Annotated in this window: 24 protein-coding genes, 1 tRNA gene and 2 pseudogenes; 14 read left to right on the plus strand and 13 right to left on the minus strand. The window is 69.1% G+C overall.

Going from position 1 to position 25,632, the window contains the following annotated elements:
- Window positions 1-47 precede the first annotated feature (47 nt).
- The 4 genes from PKO50_RS21020 to PKO50_RS21035 all read left to right on the plus strand — a co-directional run bounded on the left by PKO50_RS21020 (window position 48) and on the right by PKO50_RS21035 (window position 3,139).
- Window positions 48-1,019 (plus strand): LysR family transcriptional regulator, encoded by a 972-nt coding sequence (locus tag PKO50_RS21020; protein WP_275627142.1) that lies wholly within the window; start codon window positions 48-50, stop codon window positions 1,017-1,019.
- Window positions 1,020-1,064: 45 nt separating this feature from the next.
- Window positions 1,065-1,517: a MarR family transcriptional regulator gene (locus PKO50_RS21025; protein WP_109935381.1), complete on the plus strand. Its 453-nt coding sequence runs from the start codon at window positions 1,065-1,067 to the stop codon at window positions 1,515-1,517.
- 146 nt (window positions 1,518-1,663) lie between these two features.
- Window positions 1,664-2,092, plus strand: a complete 429-nt coding sequence (locus tag PKO50_RS21030) for an organic hydroperoxide resistance protein (RefSeq protein ID WP_109935380.1) — start codon at window positions 1,664-1,666, stop codon at window positions 2,090-2,092.
- Window positions 2,093-2,119: 27 nt separating this feature from the next.
- The gene (locus PKO50_RS21035; protein ID WP_275627143.1) at window positions 2,120-3,139 is read left to right on the plus strand and encodes an alpha/beta hydrolase fold domain-containing protein; all 1,020 of its coding nucleotides are present in this window, start codon (window positions 2,120-2,122) and stop codon (window positions 3,137-3,139) included.
- Between the two features lie 222 nt (window positions 3,140-3,361).
- On the opposite strand, the gene efp is transcribed toward PKO50_RS21035, so the two are convergent.
- Window positions 3,362-3,928 carry an elongation factor P gene (gene efp / locus PKO50_RS21040; RefSeq protein WP_009623501.1) on the minus strand — a complete coding sequence of 189 codons (567 nt, stop codon included), beginning with the start codon at window positions 3,926-3,928 and terminating at the stop codon, window positions 3,362-3,364.
- Window positions 3,929-3,971: 43 nt separating this feature from the next.
- Window positions 3,972-5,102, minus strand: a complete 1,131-nt coding sequence (gene earP / locus PKO50_RS21045) for an elongation factor P maturation arginine rhamnosyltransferase EarP (RefSeq protein ID WP_275627144.1) — start codon at window positions 5,100-5,102, stop codon at window positions 3,972-3,974.
- A 161-nt stretch (window positions 5,103-5,263) separates the two neighbouring features.
- On the opposite strand from earP, the gene PKO50_RS21050 reads away from it, so the two are divergent.
- A tRNA-Ser gene (locus PKO50_RS21050) sits at window positions 5,264-5,353 on the plus strand.
- A 405-nt stretch (window positions 5,354-5,758) separates the two neighbouring features.
- Window positions 5,759-6,010 (plus strand): outer membrane lipoprotei OprI, encoded by a 252-nt coding sequence (gene oprI / locus PKO50_RS21055; protein WP_024128796.1) that lies wholly within the window; start codon window positions 5,759-5,761, stop codon window positions 6,008-6,010.
- Window positions 6,011-6,138: 128 nt separating this feature from the next.
- Here the strand turns inward: oprI and PKO50_RS21060 are convergent, their stop codons facing one another.
- The 3 genes from PKO50_RS21060 to PKO50_RS21070 form a co-directional block, all read right to left on the minus strand.
- Entirely contained in the window at window positions 6,139-7,113 is a 975-nt protein-coding gene (locus PKO50_RS21060) for a L,D-transpeptidase family protein (RefSeq protein ID WP_109933150.1), read from the minus strand.
- Between the two features lie 76 nt (window positions 7,114-7,189).
- The gene (locus PKO50_RS21065) at window positions 7,190-7,468 is read right to left on the minus strand and encodes a hypothetical protein (protein WP_109933151.1); all 279 of its coding nucleotides are present in this window, start codon (window positions 7,466-7,468) and stop codon (window positions 7,190-7,192) included.
- Window positions 7,469-7,538: 70 nt separating this feature from the next.
- A complete protein-coding gene (locus tag PKO50_RS21070; protein WP_275627145.1) occupies window positions 7,539-8,144 on the minus strand; it encodes an arylesterase in 606 nt (201 codons plus the stop codon).
- Between the two features lie 10 nt (window positions 8,145-8,154).
- Between PKO50_RS21070 and PKO50_RS21075 the strand changes: the two genes are divergently transcribed.
- The 3 genes and pseudogenes from PKO50_RS21075 (at window position 8,155) to greB (ending at window position 11,878) form a co-directional block, all read left to right on the plus strand.
- Window positions 8,155-8,838 (plus strand): ABC transporter ATP-binding protein, encoded by a 684-nt coding sequence (locus PKO50_RS21075; protein ID WP_109933153.1) that lies wholly within the window; start codon window positions 8,155-8,157, stop codon window positions 8,836-8,838.
- A gap of 13 nt (window positions 8,839-8,851) precedes the next feature.
- Window positions 8,852-11,344, plus strand: a complete 2,493-nt coding sequence (locus PKO50_RS21080; RefSeq protein ID WP_275630508.1) for an ABC transporter permease — start codon at window positions 8,852-8,854, stop codon at window positions 11,342-11,344.
- Between the two features lie 37 nt (window positions 11,345-11,381).
- Window positions 11,382-11,878: pseudogene (gene greB / locus PKO50_RS21085) on the plus strand (transcription elongation factor GreB).
- Window positions 11,879-12,075: 197 nt separating this feature from the next.
- Here the strand turns inward: greB and PKO50_RS21090 are convergent.
- Window positions 12,076-12,396, minus strand: coding sequence for a hypothetical protein (locus tag PKO50_RS21090; protein WP_109933154.1), 321 nt, complete (start codon window positions 12,394-12,396; stop codon window positions 12,076-12,078).
- 192 nt (window positions 12,397-12,588) lie between these two features.
- On the opposite strand from PKO50_RS21090, the gene thpR reads away from it, so the two are divergent.
- A complete protein-coding gene (gene thpR / locus PKO50_RS21095) occupies window positions 12,589-13,122 on the plus strand; it encodes an RNA 2',3'-cyclic phosphodiesterase (protein WP_275627146.1) in 534 nt (177 codons plus the stop codon).
- On the opposite strand, the gene PKO50_RS21100 is transcribed toward thpR, so the two are convergent.
- A complete protein-coding gene (locus PKO50_RS21100) occupies window positions 13,109-14,005 on the minus strand; it encodes a LysR family transcriptional regulator (RefSeq protein ID WP_109933156.1) in 897 nt (298 codons plus the stop codon). The genes thpR and PKO50_RS21100 overlap by 14 nt on opposite strands.
- A 93-nt stretch (window positions 14,006-14,098) precedes the next feature.
- On the opposite strand from PKO50_RS21100, the gene PKO50_RS21105 reads away from it, so the two are divergent.
- Window positions 14,099-15,127: a YeiH family protein gene (locus tag PKO50_RS21105; RefSeq protein ID WP_275627147.1), complete on the plus strand. Its 1,029-nt coding sequence runs from the start codon at window positions 14,099-14,101 to the stop codon at window positions 15,125-15,127.
- Window positions 15,128-15,187: 60 nt separating this feature from the next.
- Here PKO50_RS21105 and PKO50_RS21110 read toward each other — a convergent pair whose 3' ends face one another.
- Together PKO50_RS21110 and PKO50_RS21115 are read right to left on the minus strand one after the other, a co-directional pair.
- Window positions 15,188-15,622: a DoxX family protein gene (locus tag PKO50_RS21110; protein ID WP_089391711.1), complete on the minus strand. Its 435-nt coding sequence runs from the start codon at window positions 15,620-15,622 to the stop codon at window positions 15,188-15,190.
- A 124-nt stretch (window positions 15,623-15,746) separates the two neighbouring features.
- On the minus strand, window positions 15,747-17,171 hold the full coding sequence (locus PKO50_RS21115) for a transglycosylase SLT domain-containing protein (protein WP_109933158.1): 1,425 nt from the start codon (window positions 17,169-17,171) through the stop codon (window positions 15,747-15,749).
- Window positions 17,172-17,661: 490 nt separating this feature from the next.
- Between PKO50_RS21115 and PKO50_RS21120 the strand changes: the two genes are divergently transcribed.
- The 3 genes and pseudogenes from PKO50_RS21120 to PKO50_RS21130 all read left to right on the plus strand — a co-directional run bounded on the left by PKO50_RS21120 (window position 17,662) and on the right by PKO50_RS21130 (window position 20,606).
- Complete coding sequence (locus tag PKO50_RS21120) at window positions 17,662-18,477, plus strand: TatD family hydrolase (protein ID WP_275627148.1); 816 nt, start codon at window positions 17,662-17,664, stop codon at window positions 18,475-18,477.
- Between the two features lie 137 nt (window positions 18,478-18,614).
- Window positions 18,615-20,093, plus strand: coding sequence for a methyl-accepting chemotaxis protein (locus PKO50_RS21125; RefSeq protein ID WP_275627149.1), 1,479 nt, complete (start codon window positions 18,615-18,617; stop codon window positions 20,091-20,093).
- A gap of 154 nt (window positions 20,094-20,247) precedes the next feature.
- A pseudogene (locus PKO50_RS21130) lies at window positions 20,248-20,606 on the plus strand (Mpo1-like protein).
- 3 nt (window positions 20,607-20,609) lie between these two features.
- Here PKO50_RS21130 and PKO50_RS21135 read toward each other — a convergent pair.
- The 4 genes from PKO50_RS21135 to PKO50_RS21150 all read right to left on the minus strand — a co-directional run bounded on the left by PKO50_RS21135 (window position 20,610) and on the right by PKO50_RS21150 (window position 25,624).
- Window positions 20,610-21,410: an acyl-CoA thioesterase domain-containing protein gene (locus PKO50_RS21135; protein ID WP_109933162.1), complete on the minus strand. Its 801-nt coding sequence runs from the start codon at window positions 21,408-21,410 to the stop codon at window positions 20,610-20,612.
- Window positions 21,411-21,825: 415 nt separating this feature from the next.
- Window positions 21,826-22,587: a CHAD domain-containing protein gene (locus tag PKO50_RS21140; protein ID WP_109933163.1), complete on the minus strand. Its 762-nt coding sequence runs from the start codon at window positions 22,585-22,587 to the stop codon at window positions 21,826-21,828.
- Window positions 22,588-22,682: 95 nt separating this feature from the next.
- A complete protein-coding gene (locus tag PKO50_RS21145) occupies window positions 22,683-24,674 on the minus strand; it encodes a DUF3488 and transglutaminase-like domain-containing protein (RefSeq protein ID WP_275627150.1) in 1,992 nt (663 codons plus the stop codon).
- Window positions 24,671-25,624, minus strand: coding sequence for a DUF58 domain-containing protein (locus PKO50_RS21150; protein ID WP_275627151.1), 954 nt, complete (start codon window positions 25,622-25,624; stop codon window positions 24,671-24,673). Before PKO50_RS21150 ends, PKO50_RS21145 begins: the two co-directional genes overlap by 4 nt.
- Window positions 25,625-25,632 lie beyond the last annotated feature (8 nt).

The following is a 25,632-nucleotide window of genomic DNA, read 5'->3' on the forward strand; positions in this document are numbered from 1 at the left end:
GCAAAGCCGAGCACAATGGCTTGGCGTTTTCTGCAAAGGCAGCCGCCATGACCCCCAGCGCCCTGGAAGACCAGTTGGACCTGTTCCTCGACGTGCTCGACAGCGGCAGCTTCTCCGCCGCCGCGCGCCTGCGCCAGCTCACGCCCTCGGCGGTGGCGCGGCGCATGGACGCCCTCGAGCGCGGCCTGGGCAGCCCCCTGCTGACCCGCAGCACCCACCTGGTGCGCGCCACCCCGGCCGGCCTGGCGTTCGCCGAGCGGGCCCGGCGCATCGTCGAGGAACTGCGCCAGGCCCGCGCCGAAGCGGTATCGCTGAGCACCGCGCCCGAGGGCCTGATCCGCATCGACGCGCCCGTGCCCTTCGGCCGCCGCCACCTGGCGCCGGCCCTGGCCGACTTCCTCAAGGCCAACCCCGGCCTGGACGTGCAGCTGCGCCTGATCGACAGCTTCACCGACCTGCAGGGCGACAACCTCGGCCAGGTCGACCTGGTGCTGCGCATCGGCCCGTTGCCGGACAGCCGCCTGGTGGCCACGCCGCTGGCGCCCATGCGCCGCATCGTCTGCGCCAGCGCCGACTACCTGGCCCGCCACGGCCGGCCTGCCTCGCCGCTGCAGCTACCCGGGCACGTCGGCCTGGACTGGGAAGGCCTGGCCCCGCCGCTGGCCTGGCGCTTCGCCGTCGACGGGCGCCTGCAGCACCTGCGCCCGCGGCGCCTGCGGCTGACCGCCAACAATGCGGAAACCCTGGTCGAAGGCGCCTTGCAGGGGCTCGGCCTGGCCCACCTGCCGACCTGGCTGTGCAGCGAATACCTGGTGCGCGGCGAGCTGCAGCCGTTGTTCTGCGAGCAGGGCCTGCCGGAGCCCGAGCCGGGCGGCATCCACGCCCTGCGCCTGGAACGCGGCACACACCCGCGCAGCCAGCGGCTGCTGGCCTTCCTCGTCGAACGCTTCGGCTTCCCGCCGCCCTGGGACAGCGCCCTCGCCGGACACCTGGCGAGCGACGAACTGGCGAAAAAATAGCCAGCGCGCTAAATTAAGGCGCAATCATCTATTCGGAGGCCCGTCATGAGCCAACCCAAGGACGCCTGCGAATCGCTCAAGCTCGACAACCAGCTGTGCTTCGCCCTCTATTCCACCTCGCTGCAGATGACCAAGGTCTACAAGCCGCTACTCCAGGAACTGGGCCTGACCTACCCGCAGTACATCGCCATGCTGGTGCTCTGGGAGCGGGACGGCATCACCGTCGGCGAGATCAGCGCGCGCATGCTCACCGACCCCGGCTCCCTCACCCCGCTGCTCAAGCGCCTGGAAGGCGAAGGCCTGATCACCCGCAAGCGCAGCGCCAGCGACGAGCGGGTGGTCGAGCTGCGCCTGACCGACAAGGGCCGCGCCCTGCAGCGCCAGGCTGAACGCATCCCCGGCTGCATCCTCGCCGCCAGCGGCCTGGACCTGGAACAGCTGGGCAAGCTGAAGGACGAGCTGGTGGACCTGCGCGGCAGCCTGCAAGGCGCGGACTAGCGCCTTATTCCCGATTCAGGGAGTGCTTATCGCGAATTCTTCCGATAAATATCTTGCGCGCAAAATAACTCAGGACTAAATTCTGCCTCACGCACTTAATTAGCGCGCAAAATTTTAACGAACAAACCAGACCCGGAGACACCACCATGCAAACCATCAAGGCCCTCTACACCGCTACCGCCACTGCCACCGGAGGCCGCGACGGCCGCGCCGTCTCCTCCGACGGCAACCTCGACGTGAAACTGACCACCCCGCGCGAACTGGGCGGCCAGGGCGGCAACGCCACCAACCCCGAGCAACTCTTCGCCGCCGGCTACTCGGCCTGCTTCATCGGCGCACTGAAATTCGTCGCCAGCCAGAGCAAACGGCAGCTCCCCGCCGACGCCTCCATCACCGGCAAGGTCGGCATCGGCCAGATCCCCGGCGGCTTCGGCCTGGAAGTGGAACTGAACATCGATCTGCCCGGCCTGGAGCGCGCCGTCGCCGAGGAACTGGTCGCCGCGGCCCACCAGGTCTGCCCGTACTCCAACGCCACCCGCGGCAACATCGAAGTCCGCCTGAACGTCGCCGTCTGACCCCTACCGCCCAAGGAGAACCCGAACATGAAAGCGCTCAGCAAGACTCTCGCCGGCGGCCTGCTCGCCCTGGCCATCGGCAACGCCTTCGCCGCCGGCAGCCCCGGCGTGCAGCACGACACCCAGGCCTTCCTCGAGGCCCTGCAGGCCGGCGGCGGCAAGCCCCTGGAAACCCTGGCGCCGAAAGATGCCCGCGCGGTACTGAGCGGCGCCCAGGCCTCGGTGAAGGTCGACCTTTCCGGCACCTGTGTCAGCGAGAAGACCATCCAGGCCGATGGCCAGCGCATCAAGCTGACCATCGTCCGCCCGGCCGGCGCCAAGGGCAGCCTGCCCGCCTTCATGTTCTTCCACGGCGGCGGCTGGGTGCTGGGCGACTACCCGACCCACGCCCGGCTGATCCACGACCTGGTGGTCAGCTCCGGCGCTGCGGCGGTGTACGTCGACTACACGCCCTCCCCCGAGGCCCATTACCCGGTGGCCATCAACCAGGCCTACGCCGCCACGAAGTGGGTGGCCGAGCACGGCAAGGAACTGGACGTCGACGGCTCGCGCCTGGCGGTGGCCGGCAACAGCGTCGGCGGCAACATGGCCGCGGTGGTCGCGCTGATGGCCAAGGACAAGGGCACTCCGAAGCTGCGCTTCCAGGCCCTGCTGTGGCCGGTGACCGACGCCAGCTTCGAGACGGCCTCGTACGACCGGTTCGCCCAGGGGCACTTCCTCACCAAGCCGATGATGCAGTGGTTCTGGGACAGCTACACCACCGATGCGAAGCAGCGCGCGGAGATCTACGCCTCGCCGCTGCGCGCCACCCTCGACCAGTTGAAGGGCCTGCCGCCGGCGCTGGTGCAGACCGCCGAGTTCGACGTGCTGCGCGACGAAGGCGAAGCCTACGCCCGCAAGCTGGACGCCGCCGGCGTGGCGGTCACCGCCGTGCGCTACAACGGCATGATCCACGACTACGGCCTGCTCAACCCGCTGGCTGGCGTACCCGCCGTGCAGGCCGCCCTGCGCCAGGCCGGCGAGGAGCTGAAGGTGCACCTGAAATAACCTGTGCCAGAAACGAAAAAGCCCGGCAGATCAGGCTGTGTGAAAACCTCAGGATCGGTCCCACTGGTTAAAAAACAACCTGGATTTCGCGTTTCTACGTGGATTCTGGATTGGCTGAATAGCCAAGCCTCTTCAGATTTCACGTAGGAACGCGCTCTTCGAAGAGCCGCTCGGTTTTTCACACAGCCTGAGATGCCGGGCATTTTCAGGTCACGCGAAGGCTCAGGCCTTGACGCGGGACTTGTACTCGCCGGTGCGGGTATCGATCTCGATGGAGTCGCCGATTTCGCAGAACGCGGAAACCTGCAGCTCGGCACCGTTCTTCAGGCGGGCAGTCTTCATGACCTTGCCGGAGGTGTCGCCGCGGACAGCCGGCTCGGTGTAGACGATTTCACGAACGATGGTGGTCGGCAGTTCGACGGAGATCACCTTGTCGTTGTAGAAAACCGCTTCGCAGACGTCGGTCATGCCGTCTTCGATGAAGGTCAGCACGCCTTCCAGGTCGCCCTTCTCGATCTCGTACTGGTTGAACTCGTTGTCCATGAAGACGTACAGCGGGTCCGCGAAGTAGGAGTAGGTCACTTCCTTGCGGTCGAGGATGATCGGTTCCAGCTTGTCATCGGCCTTGAACACGGTCTCGGTGCCGGCGCCGGTCAGCAGGTTCTTCAGCTTCATCTTGACGACGGCGCTGTTACGGCCGGACTTGTTGAACTCGGCCTTCTGGATGACCCAGGGGGCGCCGTTGATGTTGGCAACCTGGCCTGCGCGGAACTCTTGAGCGGTTTTCATACGAATATCCGATTTGGATTGGAGACAAAAAACAGGGGACGTATCATAGCCAATTTGTATAAAAACGCACCAGCCCCGCGGCGAGATCCGGCTGTGCGGCATGCTTTTCGCTCCAGCGCAGCGCCCATTCCCGCCAGTCTCCGGCCCGCTGCTGCAGCGCCATCCAGGCCGTCGCCGCGTCGCCGAGGCCGTTCCAGGCGTGCCAGTAGGCCAACAGGGCAGCCTCGAGCCCAGGCTCCATGCCTTCGCTGTATAGAGAGAGGAAGGCGTCCAGCTTCTCCAGGTGCACGCCCTCCTCCTGCTCATAGATGTGCCAGACGAACGGCCGCCCCGCCCAGAGCGCGCGGACGAAGGAATCCTCGCCGCGCACCGCGTTGACATCGCAGCTCCACAGCAGCAGGTCGTAGTCCTCCTGGCGGACGAACGGCAGTACCTGCACCCGCAGGCTAGCGCGCCGGTGGCGGTCGCCCGGCGCCAGCCCGGGCAGGCCCAGCCAGGCGGCGACATCGCCCAGCACGCGCCCTTCCGGCACCAGCAACAGCGTGGGTCGCGATCCCTGCGCCAGCGCATCCAGCCAGGACGCCAGCGCCGGGTTCTCGTAGGCGAACAGGGAAATCAGGCATTCCTCACCCTGCACCTCCACGTCGAGGCTGGCCAGGAACCTCCGTCGGCAGGCGTCATCCGCCTGGAACGCCCGGCGCCGCTCCAGCAACCCCGCCTCGCGCAGCAGGCCGCCGACGCCAGCCTGGAAGCCGGGAAAATAGAAATACTTCTGCAGGCCGTTGGCCTGCAGCGAAGGCAGGCCATGACAGGAAGCCACCCAGCCCTCGGCGCTCAGGTATTCCAGGTTCAGCCACAGCGGCGGCACGGCGCGCCCGCGCATGGCCTCCACGTAGGCCGGCGGCAGCGGGCAGGCGAACGCCTCGATGACCACGTCGGCGGCCGGCGTGTCCTCCCACAGCGCCGGCCAGTGGCGGACCTCGACGCCCGCCAGGCGCTGGCCGGGCAGCGCCGGATCGGCCCCGGGGCACAGCCGCGCGAACGCCTTGAGGTCGTCCACCCACAGGCGCACCGCCTGGCCATGCTCGCCGGCGAGCTGGCGGGCCAGGCGCCAGGTCACGCCGATGTCGCCGTAGTTGTCCACCACGCAGCAGAAGAGATCCCAGCTCGCCATCGCACTCGCCTTTCCAAGGAAGCCGCCAGTTTAACAAGGCGGGCCGCCGCGGTTTCCCCTCGATCACCTTAAGCCGATGAATCCGTTGAAAAAACATTTGCGTTTGGGAAAACCTTTGAGTAAAGTGCGCGCCTCGACAGACAACGCGCTGTCGAAACCCTGGTGAGGTGTCCGAGCGGTTGAAGGAGCACGCCTGGAAAGTGTGTATACGGGAAACCGTATCGAGGGTTCGAATCCCTCCCTCACCGCCAGATCAAAAGCCCGGCTGACTGATGAAGTTAGCCGGGCTTTTTCATTCCAGCCGGTTGCATCCAATGCACCGGCAATTGGCGACCACAGTTACTCGCCGTTAGTTCCCACCAGACTTTCGTCCTATCGCGAATTAGCATTAGTTCGGGGCGCTATACTCGAACACTTGGCCCGTGCTTCACGACATTGCAACAGCCCCACTGTAGGGCAGCCGGGCGTATCTGCACATTTTTTGCACAACATGCCGGGGTAATAAGAGTTCAACCCCGCGTAGCATGAAAAAAAAGTGCCCTACTTGCGTTCAGTCAGTTTACTTACTACAAGTAATGAGTACTATGTAGTCCGGCTAATTTCCCAGTCCCATGGGGAATTGCTTTAATGGAAATGTCCACCTTAAGGGGAACACGATGAACAACGTTCTGAAATTCTCTGCTCTGGCTCTGGCTGCTGTTCTGGCCACCGGTTGCAGCAGCCACTCGAAAGAAACCGAAGCCCGTCTGACCGCTACTGAAGACGCCGCTGCCCGTGCCCAAGCCCGCGCTGACGAAGCCTACCGTCACGCTGACGAAGCTCTGGCCGCTGCTCAGAAAGCCCAGCAGACCGCTGACGAGGCTAACGAGCGCGCCCTGCGTATGCTGGACAAAGCCAGCCGCAAGTAATAGATCCTCGGATCTGTTCGAAAAGCCGACCTCTCGAGGTCGGCTTTTTTATTGCCCGGCGTTTTCCACTGGCAGCAAAAAGCCCGCGGACCTTGCGGTCGGCGGGCTCCTGGGGCAGGCCCCGGGCGTCAGGGCATCTGCACCGTCGTGTTCTCGCTGGCGGCCACCGAGGTACCGGGCTGCTGCGGCTGGGCGATGGCCACCGGCAGGCCGTCTTCGGCCGCCACCACTTCGCGCACCACGTTCCAGTCCATCTGCATCTGGTTGGCGATGTCTTCACGCTTGAGCAGCGCGTTGATCACCGCGGTGTGCTTGTCCACGACCGAAGGGTTGCCATGGTCGTCGATCGGCGTGTGCGCCTCCAGGTAGATCTTGCCTTCGCTGCGGCCGAACTTGTACGGCTCGTTGATGATGCGCACCGAAGTGCCCACCGGCACCATGGGGAAGAGCTCGGTCACGTCGCCGTTGTACATGCGGAAGCAACCGTGGCTGGTGCGGGTGCCGATGCCGAACTTCTTGTTCGAACCGTGGATCAGGTAGCCGGGAACGCCCAGCGACATCTTGTACGGGCCCAGCGGGTTGTCCGGGCCCGGCGGCACCACGGTCGGCAGCGGGTCGCCGTCGGCGGCGTGCTCGGCGCGGATCGACGCCGGCGGGTACCAGGCCGGGTCCTTGGTCTTGGCGACGATGTTGGTGTGGGCGATGGGCGAGCCCCAGCCCTCGCGGCCAATACCCAGCGGGTAGGTGTAGACCACGTTCTTGCCTTTCGGGAAGTAGTACAGGCGGTACTCGGCGATGTTGATCACGATGCCTTCGCGCGGGCCCGGCGGCAGGATGAAGCGGGTCGGGATGATGACCTCGGTGCCCACGCCGGGCAGCCAGGCGTCGACGCCCGGGTTGGCGGCGAGCATCTCCTGGTAGCCCAGGTCATAGGTCTGGCCGAGGTCGGCGAAGGTGTCTTCGTACTTGGCCTTGATGACCTGCACCTGGCCGACGATATCCTCGCCGGGCGCCGGCAACGGCAGCTCGAGGGCGGAAACGGGGCCGGCCGAGAGCAGCGCGGCAAAAGACAGCGAGCAGGCGGCGATAACACGCGACAACATCCGGAGATCCTTGGCGAGAGCACAGTTGACAGAGGGGGCGTTAGTGTACCACTCAGACCCTGTTTTCCGGGAGAGTTCACAATAGCCAGGAAAATCGTTGCCCGCGCTTTTCCTGTTCCAGGCGTTTCAGGCACTCCGGGCACAGCCGCCGGTCGCGCAGCTGCGGCCGCTGAGCCTCGCGCCAGAGCGGTTGCGCCGGCAACAGGCCACCGCACAGGGTGCGGTCCGCTGGGGAGCCCAGCTCCAGCTGCCGGGCGACGAGATGCACGCGCACCTCGCGGCAGGCGAACAGATCGAGCTGGGAATCGGGTTCGATCAGCTGGTAGGCGAAGAGGGTCCAGGCGGGGCGGGACATGGCGGCTCCTGAAGGGTGCGCAAACATAGCGGAAAGCCCCGCGCGGGGAAGCCTTCCGACGACCCGGCGATCAGAGCAACGGCTTGAGCTGCGGCCAGACGTTATCCAGCAGGCGCGGTTGCGCCACCACGGCCGGGTGGATGCCGTCCGCCTGCATCATCTGCGGCACCCCGCCCACGCCGTCGAGGAAGAACGGCACCAGCGGCACCTTGCCCTGCTCGGCGACCTGCTGGAACACCCGGGCGAAGGCCTGGGTATAGCGTTCGCCATAGTTGGGCGGCAGGCGCATGCCCAGCAGCAGCACCTTGGCCCCGGCCTGGCGCGAGGCCGCGACCATCGAAGCAAGATTCTGTTGCAATTGTTGCGGCGCCTGCCCGCGCAGGCCGTCGTTGCCGCCCAGCTCGATCACCACGACGCTCGGCTTCTCCCCGGAAAGCAGCGCCGGCAGGCGCGCCAGGCCGCCGGCGCTGGTGTCGCCGCTGACCGAGGCGTTGACCACCCGGTATTCGAAACCCTCGTCCTTCAGCCGCTGCTCCAGCAGGCTGACCCAGCCGCGGCCGGTATCCACCCCCAAACCGGCGCTGATACTATCGCCGACGACCAGCAGCGTCTGCGCCGCGGCTTGCTGGGCGACCAGCAGCAACGCCAGGCAGACGCTCGATAGCCATGCACGCATCGGACCCTCCATGAGCGAAAGCATTCTCACCGCGCGCAACCTTAGCAAGGTCGTCCCCAGCGCGGAAGGCGAGCTGACCATCCTCCACGACCTCTCCCTGGCCCTGCAGCGCGGCGACAGCCTGGCCATCGTCGGCAGCTCCGGCTCCGGCAAGTCCACCCTGCTCGGCCTGCTGGCCGGGCTGGACCAGCCCAGCGGCGGCAGCGTCGAACTGGCCGGACACCGCCTGGCGGAGCTGGACGAGGACCAGCGCGCGCGGGTGCGCGCCGCCCATGTCGGCTTCGTCTTCCAGTCGTTCCAGCTGCTCGACAGCCTCGACGCGCTGGAGAACGTGATGCTGCCCCTGGAGCTGGAAGGCCGCGGCGACGCCCGCGAGCGCGCCCGTGTCCTGCTCGAGCGCGTCGGCCTGGGCCAGCGCCTGACCCACTACCCGCGCCAGCTCTCCGGCGGCGAGCAGCAGCGCGTCGCCATCGCCCGCGCCTTCGCCGCCGAGCCCGACGTGCTGTTCGCCGACGAGCCCACCGGCAACCTCGACAGCGCCACCGGCGAGCGCATCAGCGACCTGCTCTTCGAGCTCAACCGCGAGCGCCGCACCACCCTGGTCCTGGTCACCCACGACGAACGCCTGGCGCACCGCTGCCAACGGCAGATCCGCCTGGAAAGCGGCCACCTGATCGACCACGCGGAGCCCTGAGCCGATGAAATCGCTGCCGCTGTCGCGCCTGTTCGGCCTGGCCCTGCGCCAACTGCTGCGCGAGTGGAGCAGCGGCGAACTGCGCGTGCTCTTCTTCGCCCTGCTGGTGGCGGTGGCCGCCAGCTCCGCCATCGGCTACTTCAGCGCGCGGCTGAACGGCGCCATGCTGGTGCGCGCCTCGGAATTCCTCGGCGCCGACCTGGTCCTGAGCGGCACCCAGCCGGCCGCGCCGCAACAGGTCGACAGCGGCAACCGCCTGGGCCTGAAGCACGCCTACAGCGTCGAGTTCTCCAGCGTCATCGCCACCGACCAGGGCATCCAGCTGAGCAGCGTCAAGGCGGTGGACGACAGCTACCCCCTGCGCGGCGAGCTGAAGAGCGCGGCGGCGCCCCTGGAGCCGGAACGCGCCGGCGGGCGCCCGCAGCCCGGCGAGGTGTGGGTGGAGGCACGCCTGCTCACCAGCCTCGACCTGAAGGTCGGCGACAGCATCGAGATCGGCCGCCAGGGCCTGCGCATCGCCCGCGTGCTGACCTACGAGCCGGACCGCGCCGGCGACTTCTACAGCCTTACCCCGCGGGTGCTGATGAACCTGCGCGACCTGGACGCCACCGGCGTGGTCCAGCCCGGCAGCCGGGTGCGCTACCGCGACCTCTGGGAAGGCGACGGCGAAGCCCTGCAGGCCTACCGCCGCGCGATGGAACCGGGGCTGGCGGCGAACCAGCAGTTGCTCGACGCGCACCACGGCAACCGCCAGATCGGCGACGCCCTGGAACGCGCCGAGCGCTACCTGAACCTCGCCAGCCTGGCGGCCATCCTCCTCGCCGGCGTGGCGGTGGCGCTCTCGGCCAACCGCTTCGCCGCCCGCCGCTTCGACGCCAGCGCCCTGCTCCGCTGCCTGGGCCTGAGCCGTCGCGAAGCCCTGCTTCTCTATGGGCTGCAGCTATTCAGCCTGGGCCTGGCCGCCAGCCTGCTGGGCGCGCTGCTCGGCTACCTGGCGCAGCTCGGCCTGGTGACACTGCTGGGCGACCTGCTGCCGCCGCAGATTCCGCCGGCCGGGCCGGTACCGGCGCTGGCCGGCGTCGCCACCGGCCTGGTCGCCCTCGCCGGCTTCGCCCTGCCGCCTCTGGCGGCCCTGGGCCGGGTGCCGCCGCTGCGGGTACTGCGCAGCGACCTGCTGCCGGTGCCCATGCGCAGCTGGCTGGCCTACGGCTGCGCGCTGCTGGCGCTGGGCCTGATCATGTGGCGGCTGAGCCTGGACCTGCGCCTGACCCTGGCCCTGCTGGGCGGCGGGGTGGTCGCCGCGGCCCTGCTCGGCGGCCTGCTGCTGTTCGCCCTGAACAGCCTGCGCCGCCTGCTCGCGCGCGCCAGCCTGCCCTGGCGCCTGGGCCTGGGCCAGCTGCTGCGCCACCCGCTGGCCGCCGCCGGGCAGAGCCTGGCCTTCGGCCTGATCCTGCTGGCCATGGCGCTGATCGCCCTGCTGCGCGGCGAGCTGCTGGACACCTGGCACGCCCAGTTGCCGGCCAACGCGCCCAACTACTTCGCCCTGAACATCCTGCCGGCCGAGAAGGACGCCTTCGAGGCCCGCGTGCGCAAGGTCTCGCCCAACGCCGAAGGGCTGTTCCCCATGGTCCCCGGCCGCCTGGTGGCGGTGAACGGCCAGCCGGTGCAGGCGCTCAGCGAGGACGTGCGCAGCGAGCGCGCCCTGCAGCGCGACCTCGGCCTGACCTGGTCGCAGCAGCTGCCCGCCGGCAACCAGCTGGTGGCCGGGCGCTGGTGGGGCGATGCCGCGGCGGGCGGACTGCCCGGCGTCTCGGTGGAGGAGAAGCTCGCCGGCAACCTCGGCATCAAGCTGGGCGACCGCCTGGGCTTCAGCGTCGCCGGGCAGACCCGCGAGGTGCAGGTGCAGAGCCTGCGCTCGGTGAAGTGGGACAACTTCCAGCCGAACTTCTTCATGGTCTTCCAGCCCGGCACCCTCGCCGACCTGCCGGTGACCTACCTGACCAGCTTCTACCTGCCCGCCAGCGACCAGCGCAGCGCCATCGAACTGGCCCGCGCCTTCCCCACCGTCACCCTGCTGCCGGTGGACGTGCTGCTGAGCCAGCTGCGCAGCATCCTCGACCAGGTCACCCTGGCGGTGGAATACGTGCTGCTGTTCGTCCTCGCCGCCGGCTTCGTGGTGCTCTTCGCCGGCCTGCAGGCCACCCTCGACGAGCGCCTGCGCCAGGGCGCCCTGCTGCGTGCCCTGGGCGCCGAGCGCGAGCTGCTGCAGCGCACCCGGCGCAGCGAGTTCGCCCTGCTCGGCGCGGTGAGCGGCGTGCTGGCGGCCCTGGGCTGCGAGCTGATCAGCTACCTGCTCTACAGCCTGGTGTTCCAGTTGCCCTGGCGGCCGCACCCCTGGCTGCTCGGCCTGCCGCTGCTGGGCGCATTGCTGGTGGGCGGCGCCGGGCTGTTCGGCACGCGCCGGGCGCTGACCCTGAGCCCGCTGCGCCTGCTGCGCGAAGGCTGATAGACTCCCTGGCCTGCCCAGCCACAGCCGGAACCCCATGAGCCGCTATCGCCCGCCGCGCACCGCCGGAACCCCGTTGATCACCCCCGAAGGCGAGGCGCGCCTGCGCGCCGAACTGCACGAACTGTGGAACGTGCGCCGCCCCAGGTGACCCAGGCGGTGAGCGAGGCGGCCGCGCTCGGCGACCGCTCGGAGAACGCCGAGTACATCTACGGCAAGAAGATGCTGCGCGAGATCGACAGCCGCGTGCGCTTCCTGCGCAAGCGCCTGGAGAACCTCAAGGTGGTGCGCGACCGCCCGGGCGACCCGAACAAGGTCTACTTCGGCGCCTGGGTGACACTGGAGGACGAGGACGGCGAACAGGCCCGCTACCGCATCGTCGGGCCGGACGAGCTGGACCTGCGCAGCAACCAGATCAGCATCGACTCGCCCCTGGCCCGCGCCCTGGTGGGCAAGGAGCTGGACGCCGAGGTGCTGGTGCGCACGCCGGCGGGCGAGAAGCTCTGGTTCGTGGTCGAGATCGACTATCCCTGAGCGAGGCCCTGTGCTGCGCCTGCCGGCGCAATCGCGGACAAGGTCCGCTCCTACAGGGAAATGCCGTACCTCCCGGCAGCGGGCCCTGCCCGCGAATCGCGCGCAGGGCGCGCTCCTACATGGGAATGGCGTGGGCGGGGCAGCGTAGGAGCAGATCTCATCCGCGAACCGCGCCGGTGGTTCCGGCTATCGCGGCCTCAGAACGCCGGCGGCCGGCGGGTGATCAGCCCCTGGCGGGCGACGCGGGTCAGCTCGTGGACCAGCGGCTGCAGTTCCTCGGCGCGCGGCGACTGGACCACGGCGAAGTCGAAATGATCGCGGGGGAAACGGGCGATTTCCGCGAGGTCGCCGGCGAACTGGATGAGGAAGGTGCGCGAGCCCTGCCAGCGCTTCGGCCAGCCTTCCAGGTAGCGGACCAGGGTGGGCTGGTGGTGGCCACACAGGAGGATGCGCGGGTTGCGCCGCAGCAGGCCGGTGGTGATGGGGGCCAGGCGCACCTGGGGATTGGGACAGGTCATGGTGTCATGTCTCCGCCTCTGGGGTCCTGCTGGACGCGGCGAGAGGCACACCGAACCAGCGCTTTAGCGGTATTTCGATGCCCCAGGGGCACCAGCGCCCCGCAAGTTGCTACTTAAATCGGCGCTGTGCGGCATCCTAGAGAAGCCCCGGCGATACTGTCAAGGCGACTTCCGGCCAACGAGAGAGCCCTGATGAGCACCCCACCCCTGCGCCTGTTCTTCGCCCTGCCCTGCCCGGAAGAAATCCGTGCGCCCCTGGCCGCCTGGCGCGACGGCCTGGCCATCGACGGCCAGCCGGTGACGGCGGCCAACCTGCACCTCACCCTGGCCTTCCTCGGCGCGGTGCCGCGGGCCCGCAAGGCCGAGCTGCTGGCCCTGGGCGCGAGCCTGCCGCGCACGCCCTTCGAACTGTTCCTGGACCGCCTGGAACGCTGGCGCAACGGCATCCTGCACCTGGCGCCGACGAGCATTCCAGCAGCGCTGCCCAGCCTGGTCCAGGCCCTGCAGGACGCCCTGCAGGTCGGCGGCTTCGAGACCGAACGCCGGCCCTTCCGCCCGCACCTGACCCTCGCCCGCCACTGCCGCCGGACGCCCGAGGCCACGGCGCGGTTCGCCTGGCCGGCCCGCGAGCTGGTGCTGTACAGCTCGGAGAACGGCCCCCACGGCGTGCACTACCGGGCCATCGGGCGCTGGCCGCTGGACGGCGAGCCGCTCAGGAACGATTGAGCGCCGCCCAGCCTTCGGCGAAATCGAGGAAGCGGCGCAGGCCCGCGGTGGGGTACTTGTCCACGTGCAGGGCGCGGAAGAAGGTGCGCCGCAGCGGCCCCAGGGGGTTGTCCAAGGCCACCAGCTCGCCGCGCGCCAGCTCGTCCGCGACCACCCGCCGCGACAGGCAGCTGATGCCCGCGCCGCTGGCCACCAGGTGCTTGATCGCCTCGGCATTGCTCACCTCCAGCGGCGCCGCCAGGCTGCCCAGGCGCGGCAGCACCTGCTGCTCGAAGGTCACCCGGGTGCCGGAGCCGGCCTCGCGGAGGATCCAGCGTGTCGCCGCCAGTTGCCCGGGGCTCACCTGCGCCAGGTGCGCCAGGGGGTGGTCGGGCGCGGCGACCAGCAACAGCTCGTCCTCGACCCAGGGCAGCAACTGCACCTGGGGATGCTGGATGGGTGCCTCGATGTAGGCCACGTCCAGGCGGAACTCGCAGAGCGCGGCGAGAATCTCGCGGCTGTTGGCCACCTGCAGCTGCAGGCGGCTGTCCGGCAGCTCGGCGAGGAACCCCGCCATCACCTGCGGCAGCAGGTAGCCGCCGATGCTGCGGCTGGCGCCCAGGGCCAGTTGCACCGGCGCATGCTGGAACAGCGTCTCCAGTTCGGCGCCCTGGGCCAGCAGCGCGCAGGCCCGGGGGTACAGGGCGCGGCCGTTGTCGTTGAGCGCCAGGCGCTTGCCGCTGCGGTCGAACAGGCGCGTCTGCAGGGTGCGCTCCAGCTCCTGCAGGGCCTGGCTGGCCGCCGACTGCGAGAGTGCGATGGCGGCGGCCGCCTGGGTGACGTTGCCGTGTTCGGCGATGGCGGTGAAGGTGGCGAGCTGGCGCAGGGTGATTCGCGGGCCCATATCGATAAAACCGTTTGATCCAATAAGAACAATCCGTTTTTACACTAAGCGCCCGCCGCGCACCATGGCAGCACCTTACACAAGGAGCCCGCCATGCCTACCCTGCTGCGCCGCACGCCCTACCTGGTCCCCGGCGCCCTGCTCTGCCTGCTGATCGCCGGCGCCGCCAACCTGCTGGTGCGCATCCCCGCCATCCAGCACCTCGGCCTCGGCAGCCTGACCCTGGCCATCCTCCTCGGCCTGCTGCTGGGCAACCTCGGCCTGGCCCGCTTCGGCGGCCTGCGTCCCGGCGTCGACCTGTCGCGCCAGCAACTGCTGCGCCTGGGCGTGGTGCTCTACGGCCTGCGCCTGACCTTCCAGGACATCGCCGCGCTCGGCCCGGCGGCCCTGGTGATCGACGTACTGATGGTCGCCAGCACCCTGCTGGTGGCCGCCTGGGTCGGCGTGCGCTGGCTCAAGCTGCCGCGCGAGAGCGCCCTGCTGATCGGCGCCGGCAGCGCCATCTGCGGCGCCGCCGCGGTCATGGCGAGCAGCCCGGTGCTGCGCGCCCGCGCCGAGCACACCGCCGTGGCGGTGGCCACCGTGGTGCTGTTCGGCACCCTGGCCATGCTCCTGCACCCACTGCTGTTCGCCCACCTGCCGAACCTGTTCGGCAGCGCCAAGGCCTTCGGCATCTTCAGCGGCTCGACCATCCACGAGGTGGCCCAGGTGGTCGCCGCCGGGCGCGCCATGGACCCGGCCGCCGCCGACGCCGCGCTGATCAGCAAGATGCTCCGCGTGCTGTTGCTGGCCCCGGCCCTGCTCTGCCTGGGGCGCTTCGCCGCCAGCGACGAGGCCGGCGAAGGCAGGCGCCGCCTGCACATCCCCGGCTTCGCCGTGGCCTTCCTGCTGGTCACCGGCCTGCGCTCGCTGGGCCTGGTGCCGCACGCCTGGCTGGCGCCGCTGCAGCAACTGGACGACGTCATGCTGGGCATGGCCATGGCCGCCCTCGGCCTGACCACCCGCCTCGGCGACCTGCGCCGCGAAGGTCCCAAACCGCTGCTGCTGGGCGCCGGTCTGTTCGTCTTCCTGCTGGTCGGCGGCGGCCTGATCAACAGCGGCGTGCAGCACCTGCTGGGCTGAAGCGCAAAGAAAAAGGCGGATGCCGGTGGGCATCCGCCTTTTTCATGGCTGCCGGGTCGCTCAGCTGGAGAGCTTGCGGTCCAGGGAGAAGGGACCGGCGCCGCTGATGAGCAGGGCCACGCTGATCATGATCAGGGTGAAGGCGTACTCGAAGCCATTGTTGGTGATGAAGAAGCCGTTGGCGATGTGCACGCTGAACACGGCCACCAGCATGGCGACGATCAGCGGGATGCTGGCCAGGCGCACCAGCAGGCCGAGCACCAGGAACAGGCCGCCGAAGAACTCCGCGCTGCCCGCCAGGGTGGCCATCAGGTAGCCGGGGGTCACGCCGAGGGACTCGAGCCACTGGGCCATGCCCGACAGGCCCGGGCCGCCGAACAGGCCGAAGAGCTTCTGCGAACCGTGGGCCATGAAGGTCAGGCCGGTGGTGATGCGCAGCACGGCCAGGCCGGCGCCGGCGTTGGTGGACAGGACGGATTTGACGAGAGCGTTCATGGGGCATCCTTGTGCAGAGGGAGTGGGTAGGGGCAACCGTCGTTGCTTGAGGCGCAATATAAATCATCAATTCGATATAGAAAGCGCAAAAACACGCTCAAACATATCGATCTGATCGATCAAATCACTTCTGGACGGAAGCTACCCGCTGCCGGGATTCCAACCCATCGCGCTCCCGCTGATAGGCAAGATAGTACTTGTTGACGCTGCTGACGTAGTTCACCACGCCCATCCCCACTTCCTCGGCCGCCACGCGCTCCACCTGGAAGAACCAGCGGTCCGGGTTCAGGCCCTGGCGGCGCGCCTGGGCGCGCAGGCCCTGGACGCGCTCGGCGCCGACGTTGTAGGCGGCGAGGATGAAGCCCAGGCGCTCGTGCTCGTCCATGCGCGGGCTGTTGAAGTAGTCGCGACGCAGCATGGCCAGGTACTTGCTGGCGGCCTGCACGTTGTTCTCCTTGCCCTCCACCGAGCTGAGGCCGACGCTGCGCGCCGCCGCCGGGGTGACCTGCATCAGCCCGGTGGCGCCGGACGCGCCGCGGGCGCCCGGGGTGAGGTTGGATTCCTTGTAGGCCACCGCGGCCAGGGCCAGCCAGTCGAGGCGGTACTGCTCGGCGAAGCGCTGCAGGGTCGGGCGCACCGCCTCCAGTTTCTTGCGGTCGCCCTTCTCCAGCGGGTTGCGCACCTGGTAGGCATGGCGGTAGAGGCGCTGGAAGTTGCCGTCCTGCTCCGCCGGGGCGCGGTAGTCCTTGAGGAAGCGGTCGACGCTGGCGTGCAGCATGGAGGCGTCGCGGCGCACGTACCAGGTCATGTTCTGGCGGTTGTCCAGCACCAGGTGGCGGTCGATGCGGAGCTTCTTGAACACCTTGGCCCAGCGCTCGGCGATCGGCTGCTCCACCACGGTGCAGGGGTAGATGCCGGCCTGGACCATCTCCAGCACGTCTTCCACCGCCAGGGACGGGTCCACCCAGTCGATGCCGATGGGCGCCAGGCGGCGTTGCGCGAGGCGTTCGTTGACCTGCCCGATGGCCTCGCCGGCGGCGCTGCCGGGGGCCAGGGCGATGCGCTTGCCGGCCAGTTGCTCCAGGCGCGCGTAGCGCCTGTTGCCCTGACGCGAGACCAGCACCAGCGGCACTTCCTGGCGCCACGGCAGGCTGGCGGCGACGTCCTGGCCGTCGCGGGCGACCAGCACCTCGCCGGGCGCGACCAGGTCGCCCTCGCCACGCAGCAGCGCGGCCAGCAACTGGTCCTTGGCCTTGGGAATGAACTTCAGGGTGAGCGGCTTGCGCCCGGGGGCGTTGTCGTTGAGGTATTGCTCGAAGGCGCGCAGGCGGTTGTATTCGACGCCGATGGGCTCGCCCTTGATCTCGCCGGAGCTGTTGCGGCTCTGGTTGACCAGCACGCGCAGCACGCCGCTGCTGCGGATGGTGGCCAGGTCGCGGGTACCGGCGCTCTCGTGCTGCCAGTTGTCCGGCTGGCTGGTCAGGCGCGCGGCGGCCGGCTGCGGCAGCCATGCCAGCAAGCAGAGAGTGAGCAGCAACAGTCGCGTCATCCAGGTCTCCAAGGAGTGGTCATTCGCCGGCGGTCCTGAGAAACCGGCGTCCTCCACAAGTTCCCGGCCTCGAAAAAGGGGCGCGAGCGTCTCACAGGTGGAGATCGATGCCAATCCAAAATTCCCGAAGCACTTTCACAAGTGCATTCAACAGGCTGTTTTTTAAGACTTTCTTAAGAAAACAGGGGATTCTGCTATGCTGCTCGCCCGAATCCACAGGGGTCTGAAGATGTTTGATCACGACCGCGACGGCGCCTGTTTTTGTGCGGGACTAGGCGCGAGGAGAGCGGTTTGGCATTCCAAATAAACGACGAGTAACGACGTACCGCACAAAAACAGGCCCGTCCCTTCGGGTTGCGCGGCAAATGGCGCCATGCGTCGTTGCGGGACTTGGCAAGGGGGCACCATTCCCGGCGTCCCGCGCCTAACCTGGCGCCATTTGACGCAGCAACGCGGTTCGTGATCAAACATCTTCAGACCCCGGTGAACCATGCAACTGATCGACATTGGCGTCAACCTCACTCACCCGACTTTCGCCAACCGGTTGCCGGCGGTCATCGAGCAAGCCATCGACGCCGGCGTGGCGCAGATGGTGCTGACCGGCACCAGCCTCGACGAAAGCGAAGCCGCCCTGCGCCTGTGCCGCGAACGCGACGAAGGCGGCCAGCGGCTGTTCTGCACCGCCGGCGTCCACCCCCACGACGCCAGCCACTGGAACAGCGCCAGCGCCGCCGTCCTGCGCAGCCTGCTGGCGGAGGACAGGGTACGCGCGGTGGGCGAATGCGGCCTTGACTTCAATCGGGATTTCTCGCCGCGGCCGCAACAGGAAAAGGCCTTCGAGGAACAGTTGGCCCTGGCCGTGGAGTTGCAGCGCCCGGTGTTCATCCACGAGCGCGACGCCGGCGAGCGCCTGCTGGCCATCCTCAAGGGCTTCCGCGACCCGTTGCCGGCCGCCGTGGTGCATTGTTTCACCGGCGAGCGGCGCACGCTCTACAACTATCTCGATCTCGACCTGCACATCGGCATCACCGGCTGGATCTGCGACGAGCGCCGCGGCACCCACCTGCAGGAGCTGGTGCGGGAAATCCCCCGCGGCCGCCTGATGCTGGAGAGCGACGCGCCCTACCTGCTGCCGCGCAGCCTGCGGCCGAAGCCCAGGCACGGGCAGAACGAGCCGGCCTTCCTCCCCGAGGTGCTGCGCGTCACCGCCCTGCATCGCGGCGAGACGGAAGACGACCTGGCCGCCCATACCACGGCCTGCGCCCGGCGTTTCTTCGGCCTGCCGGAAATTGTCGAACAAGGCTGACGAATACCCCTCAAGAATGTCCGGGAAGCGACGCTAACCTGGGAGGCGAAGCTGTCTTGACCCCCATCAAGGCAGACTTCTTCTCTTCAACGAGAATGAAGGCCAAAAGCCATCATTCCCACTACAAGAAGCATCCCATGGGCGCCTGGATCCGCGATATCTCACTGAAGTACAAGTTCTGGGCCGTGAACGCGGTCGCCTTCTTCACCACCTTGCTGCTCGTGCTGTTCGCCATGCACCAGGAAGTGGACGCGCACAACCAGGCCGCCCGACAGGGCGCCGAGGCCCAGGCCCGGCTGCTGCAGGGCTGGCCGGCCGGCACGGCGCTACCCGCGGCCGACAACCTGCTGAGCTTCGCCAGCGGCAGCGCCCCGCAGTTGCCCGGCGTCGATACCCAGGCCCTGGCCCGCGGCAACGGCTGGGTCGAGCTGAACGGCGTTTCCGGCCGCCTCGGCCCGCTGGCCGGCGCCTGGGTGCAGGACGCGGGCGACGGCCAGCGCATCGCGGTGCTGGCCCCCGGGGCCGACCTCTGGAAGGTGTTCAGCGAACGCGCCCTGGCCTACGCCGGCGCGGTGCTGGCGCTGATGCTGGCCCTGCTGGCCGCCTCGCAGTTGCTGATCCGCTTCATCCTCACCCACCTGCTGAAGCTGCGCGACGTGATGCTCCACGTCGAGCGCAGCGGCGACCTCTCGGCCCGCGTGCAGTTGGACAGCCACGACGAGGTGGGCCAGATGGCCACCGCCTTCAACGCCATGCAGGCCGGCTACCAGCGCGTGGTCGGTACCGTGGCGCAAGCCGCCGGGCGCCTCGACGAAGGCGCGCGCAGCCTCGCCCAGAGCATGGGCCAGGTGCGCCAGGGCATGCTCGGCCAGCAGAGCGAGACCGACCAGGCCGCCACCGCGATCAACGAAATGTCCACCACCGTGCACCACATCGCCCAGCACGCCGCCGACACCCGCGACCAGTCGCAGGAAGCCGACCGCCTGGCCGGCGCCGGCCAGCAGGTGGTCGGCCGCGTCGGCCAGTCCATCGCCGGGCTGTCCCAGGGCGTGCAGCAGACCGCGCAGATGATCCAGCAACTGGCCGAGGACAGCCAGAAGATCAGCAGCGTGGTCAGCGTCATCCACGGCATCGCCGAGCAGACCAACCTGCTCGCCCTCAACGCCGCCATCGAGGCCGCCCGTGCCGGCGAGATGGGCCGTGGCTTCGCCGTGGTGGCCGACGAGGTGCGCAACCTGGCCAAGCGCGTGCAGGACTCCACCGACGAGATCACCCAGATGATCAACGCGCTGCAGTCCGGCACCCGCGACGCCGTGGAGTTCATGCAGGAAAGCTCGATCAAGGCCGACGGCTGCGTCGAGCAGGCCCAGGAGGCCGGCGAGGCGCTGGCGGCCATCGCCGGGGCGGTGGCGCTGATGCGCGAGAGCAACACGCAGATCGCCGTGGCCGCCGAGCAGCAGAGCCAGGTGGCCGAGGAAATGACGCGCTCGGTGGTAGGCATCCGCGACGTCACCGAGCTGACCGTGCAGCAGACGGTGGATTCGGCCGGCACCAGCCACGAGCTGGCCGATCTGGCTGGCGAGCTGAGCCGGGCAATCCGCCAACTGCGCCTGTGAAGCCCCCATCCCCACGCGGCCCGGCATTGCCCGGGCCGCGTCGTTTCAGGCTATCGAAACCATAGGCGATAGTCATTCGCCGCCCACCCGCTGCGGACCTAGACTGCGTGCAAAGGCCCGTGAAAACGGGCAAGACCGGAAAAGGAGTCCGCATATGGGCAAGCGTCATCCCAACCTGTTCGCCTGGCAATGGCAGGGCTACGCCGCCAACCACCGCAACCCGACCAACCTGGCCCTGCACCTGGTCGCGGTACCGCTGTTCATCGTTGCCGCCCTGGTGCTGCTGGGCGGGTTGTTCAAGCTGAGCCTGGGCAGCATCCTGCTGGGCATCATCGGCATGGTCGCGGCGCTGGCCATCCAGGGCCGCGGGCACAAGCTGGAGGAACAGGCCCCCGAGCCCTTCAGCGACCGCAAGGACGCCGTGGGCCGCCTGCTCGCCGAGCAGTTCATACCTTCCCGCGCTTCGTCCTCAGCGGCGCCTGGTGGCGCGCCTGGCGCAACCGCCGGCGCTGAGCCCTAGCCGAAGATGGTCGCGGTCTGCCGCGAGATCGCCAGCAGCTGGCCGTCCGCCGTCCAGCACTGGGCGGCGATGTGCCCGTAGCCGTCACGGGCGTGCTCGATGGTCGCCAGGTACTGGCACCAGCCATTGGCCGGCAGGGCCGGCTGCGGCTGGACGAACTCGATGGTCCAGGTCAGCGAGCTGGACGGCGCCGGCGCCTTGAGCATCGGCAGGGTGGCCGGCGGCCAGGCGTCGATCAGCGCCAGCAGGTGGCTGACCTCCATGGGCTCCTCGCCCACCCCGTCACCGCGGAAACGCATCCAGCCGCCCATATCCCGTGAAGCGCTCGACGAAAAGGGCATGCCGCCCACGGCCCAGCGCATGGCGATATGCCGGGTGAACTCGGGCATCAGCTTGCGGATGAAAGGCAGTTCCTGGCACGCGTCGGCCGCCTTGAAAGCCGGCGCCGGCAGGCCCTCGACCTGTACCACCGACTCGCGCGGCAGGCCGAAGCTGGCCTGGGCCAGGGTCAGCACCTGGCCGTTCTGCAGCGCCCGGCAGAACACCTGGCTGACCGCCTTGCCCTCGCGCAGCACCTCGGCCTCGAAACTCACCGGCACCTCCGGCTCCACCGGGCCGACGAAGGTCACCGCCAGCGAGCGCAACGGCCGCCCGGCTTCGGCGACGGCCGCCATCGCCTCGTAGGCCATGGCCGCCACCAGGCCGCCGAAACTGGCGCGCCCCTGCCCCCACTGCGCCGGGATCACTACGTTTCCGGGCGCATTGCGCACCGCCTGGATGAGTTCGGGAAAGGTCATCGTCGCCTCCTGCTGACTGGTTCAGGCGGCATCTTAGGGGGAAAGGCGGCGGGGCTGGCAACCATCCTTAGGGATGAACGCGGGTCCACTCAAGGGGCGAATGTCTGTTCATAGATGGGAGTGAGGCATAACCGTTCGCGGTTATCCACCGATGCACCCACGCCACGAGCCGCGCCAAGGCTGAACCCGGCGCGGCCGGATGCCATGGTCAAACGGCGGATAACGCCGTAGGCGTTATCCGCCCTACGCCAAAGTCAGGCCTGGCGTAGGGCGCATAACCGTTCGCGGTTATACGCCGTCGGCCGTGCCACCGGGGCGTCCGGCGTGGTTGATGAACCAATCGCGGACGGAGTCCGCTCCTACGATCGTGCTTCCCTGAACCGTATTATCCGTCGCTGAAAACGGCGGATGGCGCTCACCCCAATGCCTTGAGCAACCGCTCCAGGCTCTCGTCGGCATCCCGTTCGGCCAGGTCGTGCAGGGCGTTCCAGTGCGGCTGCAGGGGCATCAGGTCGAGTTCGCGCTCGCTGCGGATCAGCCACTGCTCGTAGTCGTGCCAGGTGCCCAGGGTGGACTGGGCTTCCTTCAACGGCACCAGCAGCTTCTGCGGCAAGGGCGAATCCTTCGGGTAGGCCTCCAGGGAATAGCGCATGCGCTTGATCAGCAGGCGCAGGCGATGGCGGTCGTGGGCCGGGTCCTTCAGGGCGATGCGCAGCTTGTGCCACTGCTTGGCCAGGCGCTTGCGCACCTGGGCATGCAGGCCTTCGAGCACGCCGTGGCGTTCGGCGGTGCGCCAGAGCATCGGCCAGCCGTCGAGCAGGCGCATCAGCCGGTCCCACTGCGGGCTGGCCAGCAGCGCCACGTAGCCCGAGGTCAGTGCCGGCCGGCGCAGCGCGGCGGCCTTCTCCAGGCCTTCGGCCTCCAGCACCGGCAGCAGCACCTCGAGGTCGCGCAGCGGCCCGCTCAGGCGGCCCAGCTCGCCCAGCGCCGCCTCGATCTCGTCGATGCCGGGCATGCCCTGGGCCGGGTGCAACAGGCTGCGCAGGCGCCGCACGGCGATGCGCAGGTCGTGCAGGGCCTCGCTGTCGGAGCGCGCGCGCAGGCGTTCGGAGGCGGCGAACAGGGCCACTTCCTGCTCGATCACGTGGGAAACCAGATAGTCGCTGAAGGATGACACGGCGAACTCCGTCCGTCTGGGCCTGGAATCTATGAGGTTAGCTGGCAGCGCAACGGCGGCAAGCTGCCACCCGTGGCCGATGGTCGCAAGGCGTTTCAGCGGCCACGCCGGGGCAGCCGCCAGGGCAGTTGCCGGCGCAGCCGCGCCAGGTGCGCGCGCAACTCCTGCGGGGCGGAGCCGGCGCCGGCGTAGCGTTGGCGCTCGAACGCCGCCAGGTAGGCCTGGATGCCCGCGGCCTGGGCCGGCAGCGCGGCCATCGCCCGCTCGGCGAAGGCTCGCGGCCCTTCGCCGGCGTGGCGCCGCAGGCCCTGGCCGGCCAGCAGTTGCTCGAAGCGTTCGAAGCTGCGCACCTGCGCATCCCGCGTCCGCCGCCAGGGCTTGAACAGCAGCAGCGCCAGCAGGCCCAGCGACAGGGCGCCACCGCCCACCAGCAGCACGCCGACCCACAGGCTGTCGCGGTCGCCGAACCAGGCCTGGAACAGCCCCGCCTGCTGCTCGCCCTGGTAGCCCAGCACCCAGCGCTGCCAGTCGTAGTTGAGGTTGTCCCAGCTCAGGCGCAGCTGGCTGAGCATGCCCAGGCCACCGTAGCGCAGGCGCGCGAAGGGCGAATCGGCGAGGAAGCTGCCCTCCTCCGCCAGCGCCGCCTGCAGGCCGCGCTCGATGCGCGAGGGGGCCACCTGGAAGGTCGGGTCGACGCTGCGCCAGCCCGCGCCCGGCGACCAGTACTCGACCCAGGCGTGGGCGTCGAACTGGTGCACCAGCAGGTAGTCGCCGGCCGGGTTCAGCTCGCCGCCCTGGTAGCCGGTGACCACCCGCGCCGGGATGCCGGCCGCGCGCAGGACGAAGGTCATGGCCCCGGCGTAGTGCTCGCAGAAGCCGCGCCGGGTGTCGAACAGGAAGCCGTCGATGCGCTCGTCGCCGGTGGCCGGCGGGCGCAGGGTGTAGGCGTAGGGCTGGTCGTGGAAGTGGCGCAACACCGCCTGCACCAGCGCCTCGGGTTGCGGGTGATGCTCGCGCAACTGCGCCGCCCAGGCCCGCGTACGCGGGTTGCCACGGGCCGGCAGCTGCAGGTCGCGGCGCAACGTCGTGGCGCTGCTGTCCGGCTCGCGCAGGGCCTGGGGCCAGGAGGTGGCGCGGTACATCAGCACGTCCTGCACCGGGCGCCGCCGCTCCAGGCGGAAGTCGCTCATCAGGCGCGCATCGTCCGGGCCGCCCTCGGCCACGTCGAGGGTGAACAGCCAGGGCCGCGCGCTGGGCTGCATGATCACCTGGTAGCCCAGCACCGGCCCCCGCTTGCGCCAGTCCGGCGCCGGTCCGCCACGGCCCTGCCAGGACTGCGTCCAGCGCTGGCCGTCGAAGTTCTCCAGGGTCAGGGCGCGCCAGTAGAGCTGTTCCTGGGGTGGCGCGGCGCCGTCGAATTTGACACGGAAGGCCAGTTCGGTGGACTGGCTCAGCTCGACGAAGTCGCCGGGCATCATCGAGTCGCTGAGGCCGGTGGTGGCCTGGCCGCCGGGCAGTGGCAGCGACCACAGCGGGCCCAGCCGCGGGAACAGCAGGAACAGCAGCAGCATCAGAGGCAGCGCCTGCAGCAGCAGGCCGCCGGCCAGGCGCAGGGTGCGCCAGGGGCCCTCGGCGAAGCTGCTCTGCTGCAGGCCGATCAGCGCCGCCAGCAGGGCGGTGACCGGCAGCAGGCTGAAGGCCGCGGCCAGCAGGCTGGCGTCGAACAGGTAGCTGGTGGCCACGGCGAAGAAGCCGAGCAGGATCAGCACCAGGGCGTCGCGGCGCGTCTTCAGTTCCACCAGCTTGATGACGAAGGCGGCGATCAGCAGCACCACGCCGGCGTCCAGGCCGATCAGCGAGCCGCGCGACAGCCACACGCCGATGCCGGCGGCGACCACCAGGGCCAGCTTGGCCAGGCCGTTGGGGTAGCGCGCGCGCATGCGGTAGACCTGCACGCGCCAGGCCGCGCAGCCGAGCCAGAAGCCCACCACCCAGAACGGCAGGTGCGCCAGGTGCGGCAGTATCACCAGGGCCTGGGCCACCAGCAGCCAGGTCAGGGCGATCCGCGGGATCGGCTGCTGGCTCACGGCCGCGCCCCGAACAGCGCCAGTTCGCGCAGGCAGGCGGCGCGGTGGGCGTCGCCACTCGCCAGCGGCAACTGCACGCCGGGCAGGCGCAGGCCGAAGCTCTGGCCACGCAGGGACAGCTGCAGCACCCAGTGGCAGAGGCAGGACAGCCGCGTCTCGACGTCGCCGCCGAGCAGCTCGAAGTCCAGCCAGAGGTCGCGCCCGCTGAGCGCGGCGAAGTCCTTCACCAGCAGGCCCTGGCCGCGGGAGTAGGCCTTCCAGTGCAGGCGCCGGCGCGAGTCGCCGCTCTGGTAGGGGCGCAGGCCCTGGAAGTCGTCGGCACCGCTGCCGCTGGCGCGCAGGCCCTCGTCGTGCTCGTCGGCGCGGCCGCCCTCCAGGGGCAGGTCGGCGGGCAGCGGGCGCGGGTAGACCAGGGCGGCCTGGTCCAGGTCGAGCCAGCTCCAGGCCACCAGCAGGCCCAGGGGGAAGCGGCTCTCCACCCGCAGGCGGCCCGGGCGCAGCCAGCCGCGGCGCTGCGCTGGCAGCGTCAGCAGCAGTTCCTCGGCGCCGCTGGCGCGCACGTCGGCGTGCAGCAGCTCCTGCTCCGACCAGCCCAGGCCGATGGCCCGCCGTTCGCGGCCCTCGCCTTCCAGGCGCACGCGGAAGCAGACCTGCTCGCCGACGAACACCGGCAGCGCGCCCAGCGCGGTCAGGCGCAGGCCGCCGAGGTTACGGTAGGTATGCAGGATGGCGACGATGAACAGCGACAGCAGCAGGAAGGTCAGGCCGTAGGCCAGGCTGTTCTGGTAGTTGATGGCGGTGAGCAGCAGCAGGACCACGGCGACGCCGAAGGCCACGCCCTGCCCCGAGGGGATGATGAAGATGCGCCGCTGGTTAAGCTGCAGCGACGGCGAGGGCGGGATGCGCCGGGCGATCCAGCTCTGCCACAGCGGGCGGACCTTCACCAGCATGGCCGGGC

It is taken from the genome of Pseudomonas sp. 273 (assembly GCF_029201425.1).
Classification (GTDB): Bacteria; Pseudomonadota; Gammaproteobacteria; order Pseudomonadales; family Pseudomonadaceae; genus Pseudomonas; species Pseudomonas delhiensis.

Coding starts and splice junctions, on each gene's coding strand:
- PKO50_RS21020 (WP_275627142.1), top strand. CDS start 48: ATGACCCCCAGCGCCCTGGAAGACCAGTTGGACCTGTTCCTCGACGTG.
- PKO50_RS21025 (WP_109935381.1), top strand. CDS start 1,065: ATGAGCCAACCCAAGGACGCCTGCGAATCGCTCAAGCTCGACAACCAG.
- PKO50_RS21030 (WP_109935380.1), top strand. CDS start 1,664: ATGCAAACCATCAAGGCCCTCTACACCGCTACCGCCACTGCCACCGGA.
- PKO50_RS21035 (WP_275627143.1), top strand. CDS start 2,120: ATGAAAGCGCTCAGCAAGACTCTCGCCGGCGGCCTGCTCGCCCTGGCC.
- efp (WP_009623501.1), bottom strand. CDS start 3,928: ATGAAAACCGCTCAAGAGTTCCGCGCAGGCCAGGTTGCCAACATCAAC.
- earP (WP_275627144.1), bottom strand. CDS start 5,102: ATGGCGAGCTGGGATCTCTTCTGCTGCGTGGTGGACAACTACGGCGAC.
- oprI (WP_024128796.1), top strand. CDS start 5,759: ATGAACAACGTTCTGAAATTCTCTGCTCTGGCTCTGGCTGCTGTTCTG.
- PKO50_RS21060 (WP_109933150.1), bottom strand. CDS start 7,113: ATGTTGTCGCGTGTTATCGCCGCCTGCTCGCTGTCTTTTGCCGCGCTG.
- PKO50_RS21065 (WP_109933151.1), bottom strand. CDS start 7,468: ATGTCCCGCCCCGCCTGGACCCTCTTCGCCTACCAGCTGATCGAACCC.
- PKO50_RS21070 (WP_275627145.1), bottom strand. CDS start 8,144: ATGCGTGCATGGCTATCGAGCGTCTGCCTGGCGTTGCTGCTGGTCGCC.
- PKO50_RS21075 (WP_109933153.1), top strand. CDS start 8,155: ATGAGCGAAAGCATTCTCACCGCGCGCAACCTTAGCAAGGTCGTCCCC.
- PKO50_RS21090 (WP_109933154.1), bottom strand. CDS start 12,396: ATGACCTGTCCCAATCCCCAGGTGCGCCTGGCCCCCATCACCACCGGC.
- thpR (WP_275627146.1), top strand. CDS start 12,589: ATGAGCACCCCACCCCTGCGCCTGTTCTTCGCCCTGCCCTGCCCGGAA.
- PKO50_RS21100 (WP_109933156.1), bottom strand. CDS start 14,005: ATGGGCCCGCGAATCACCCTGCGCCAGCTCGCCACCTTCACCGCCATC.
- PKO50_RS21105 (WP_275627147.1), top strand. CDS start 14,099: ATGCCTACCCTGCTGCGCCGCACGCCCTACCTGGTCCCCGGCGCCCTG.
- PKO50_RS21110 (WP_089391711.1), bottom strand. CDS start 15,622: ATGAACGCTCTCGTCAAATCCGTCCTGTCCACCAACGCCGGCGCCGGC.
- PKO50_RS21115 (WP_109933158.1), bottom strand. CDS start 17,171: ATGACGCGACTGTTGCTGCTCACTCTCTGCTTGCTGGCATGGCTGCCG.
- PKO50_RS21120 (WP_275627148.1), top strand. CDS start 17,662: ATGCAACTGATCGACATTGGCGTCAACCTCACTCACCCGACTTTCGCC.
- PKO50_RS21125 (WP_275627149.1), top strand. CDS start 18,615: ATGGGCGCCTGGATCCGCGATATCTCACTGAAGTACAAGTTCTGGGCC.
- PKO50_RS21135 (WP_109933162.1), bottom strand. CDS start 21,410: ATGACCTTTCCCGAACTCATCCAGGCGGTGCGCAATGCGCCCGGAAAC.
- PKO50_RS21150 (WP_275627151.1), bottom strand. CDS start 25,624: ATGCTGGTGAAGGTCCGCCCGCTGTGGCAGAGCTGGATCGCCCGGCGC.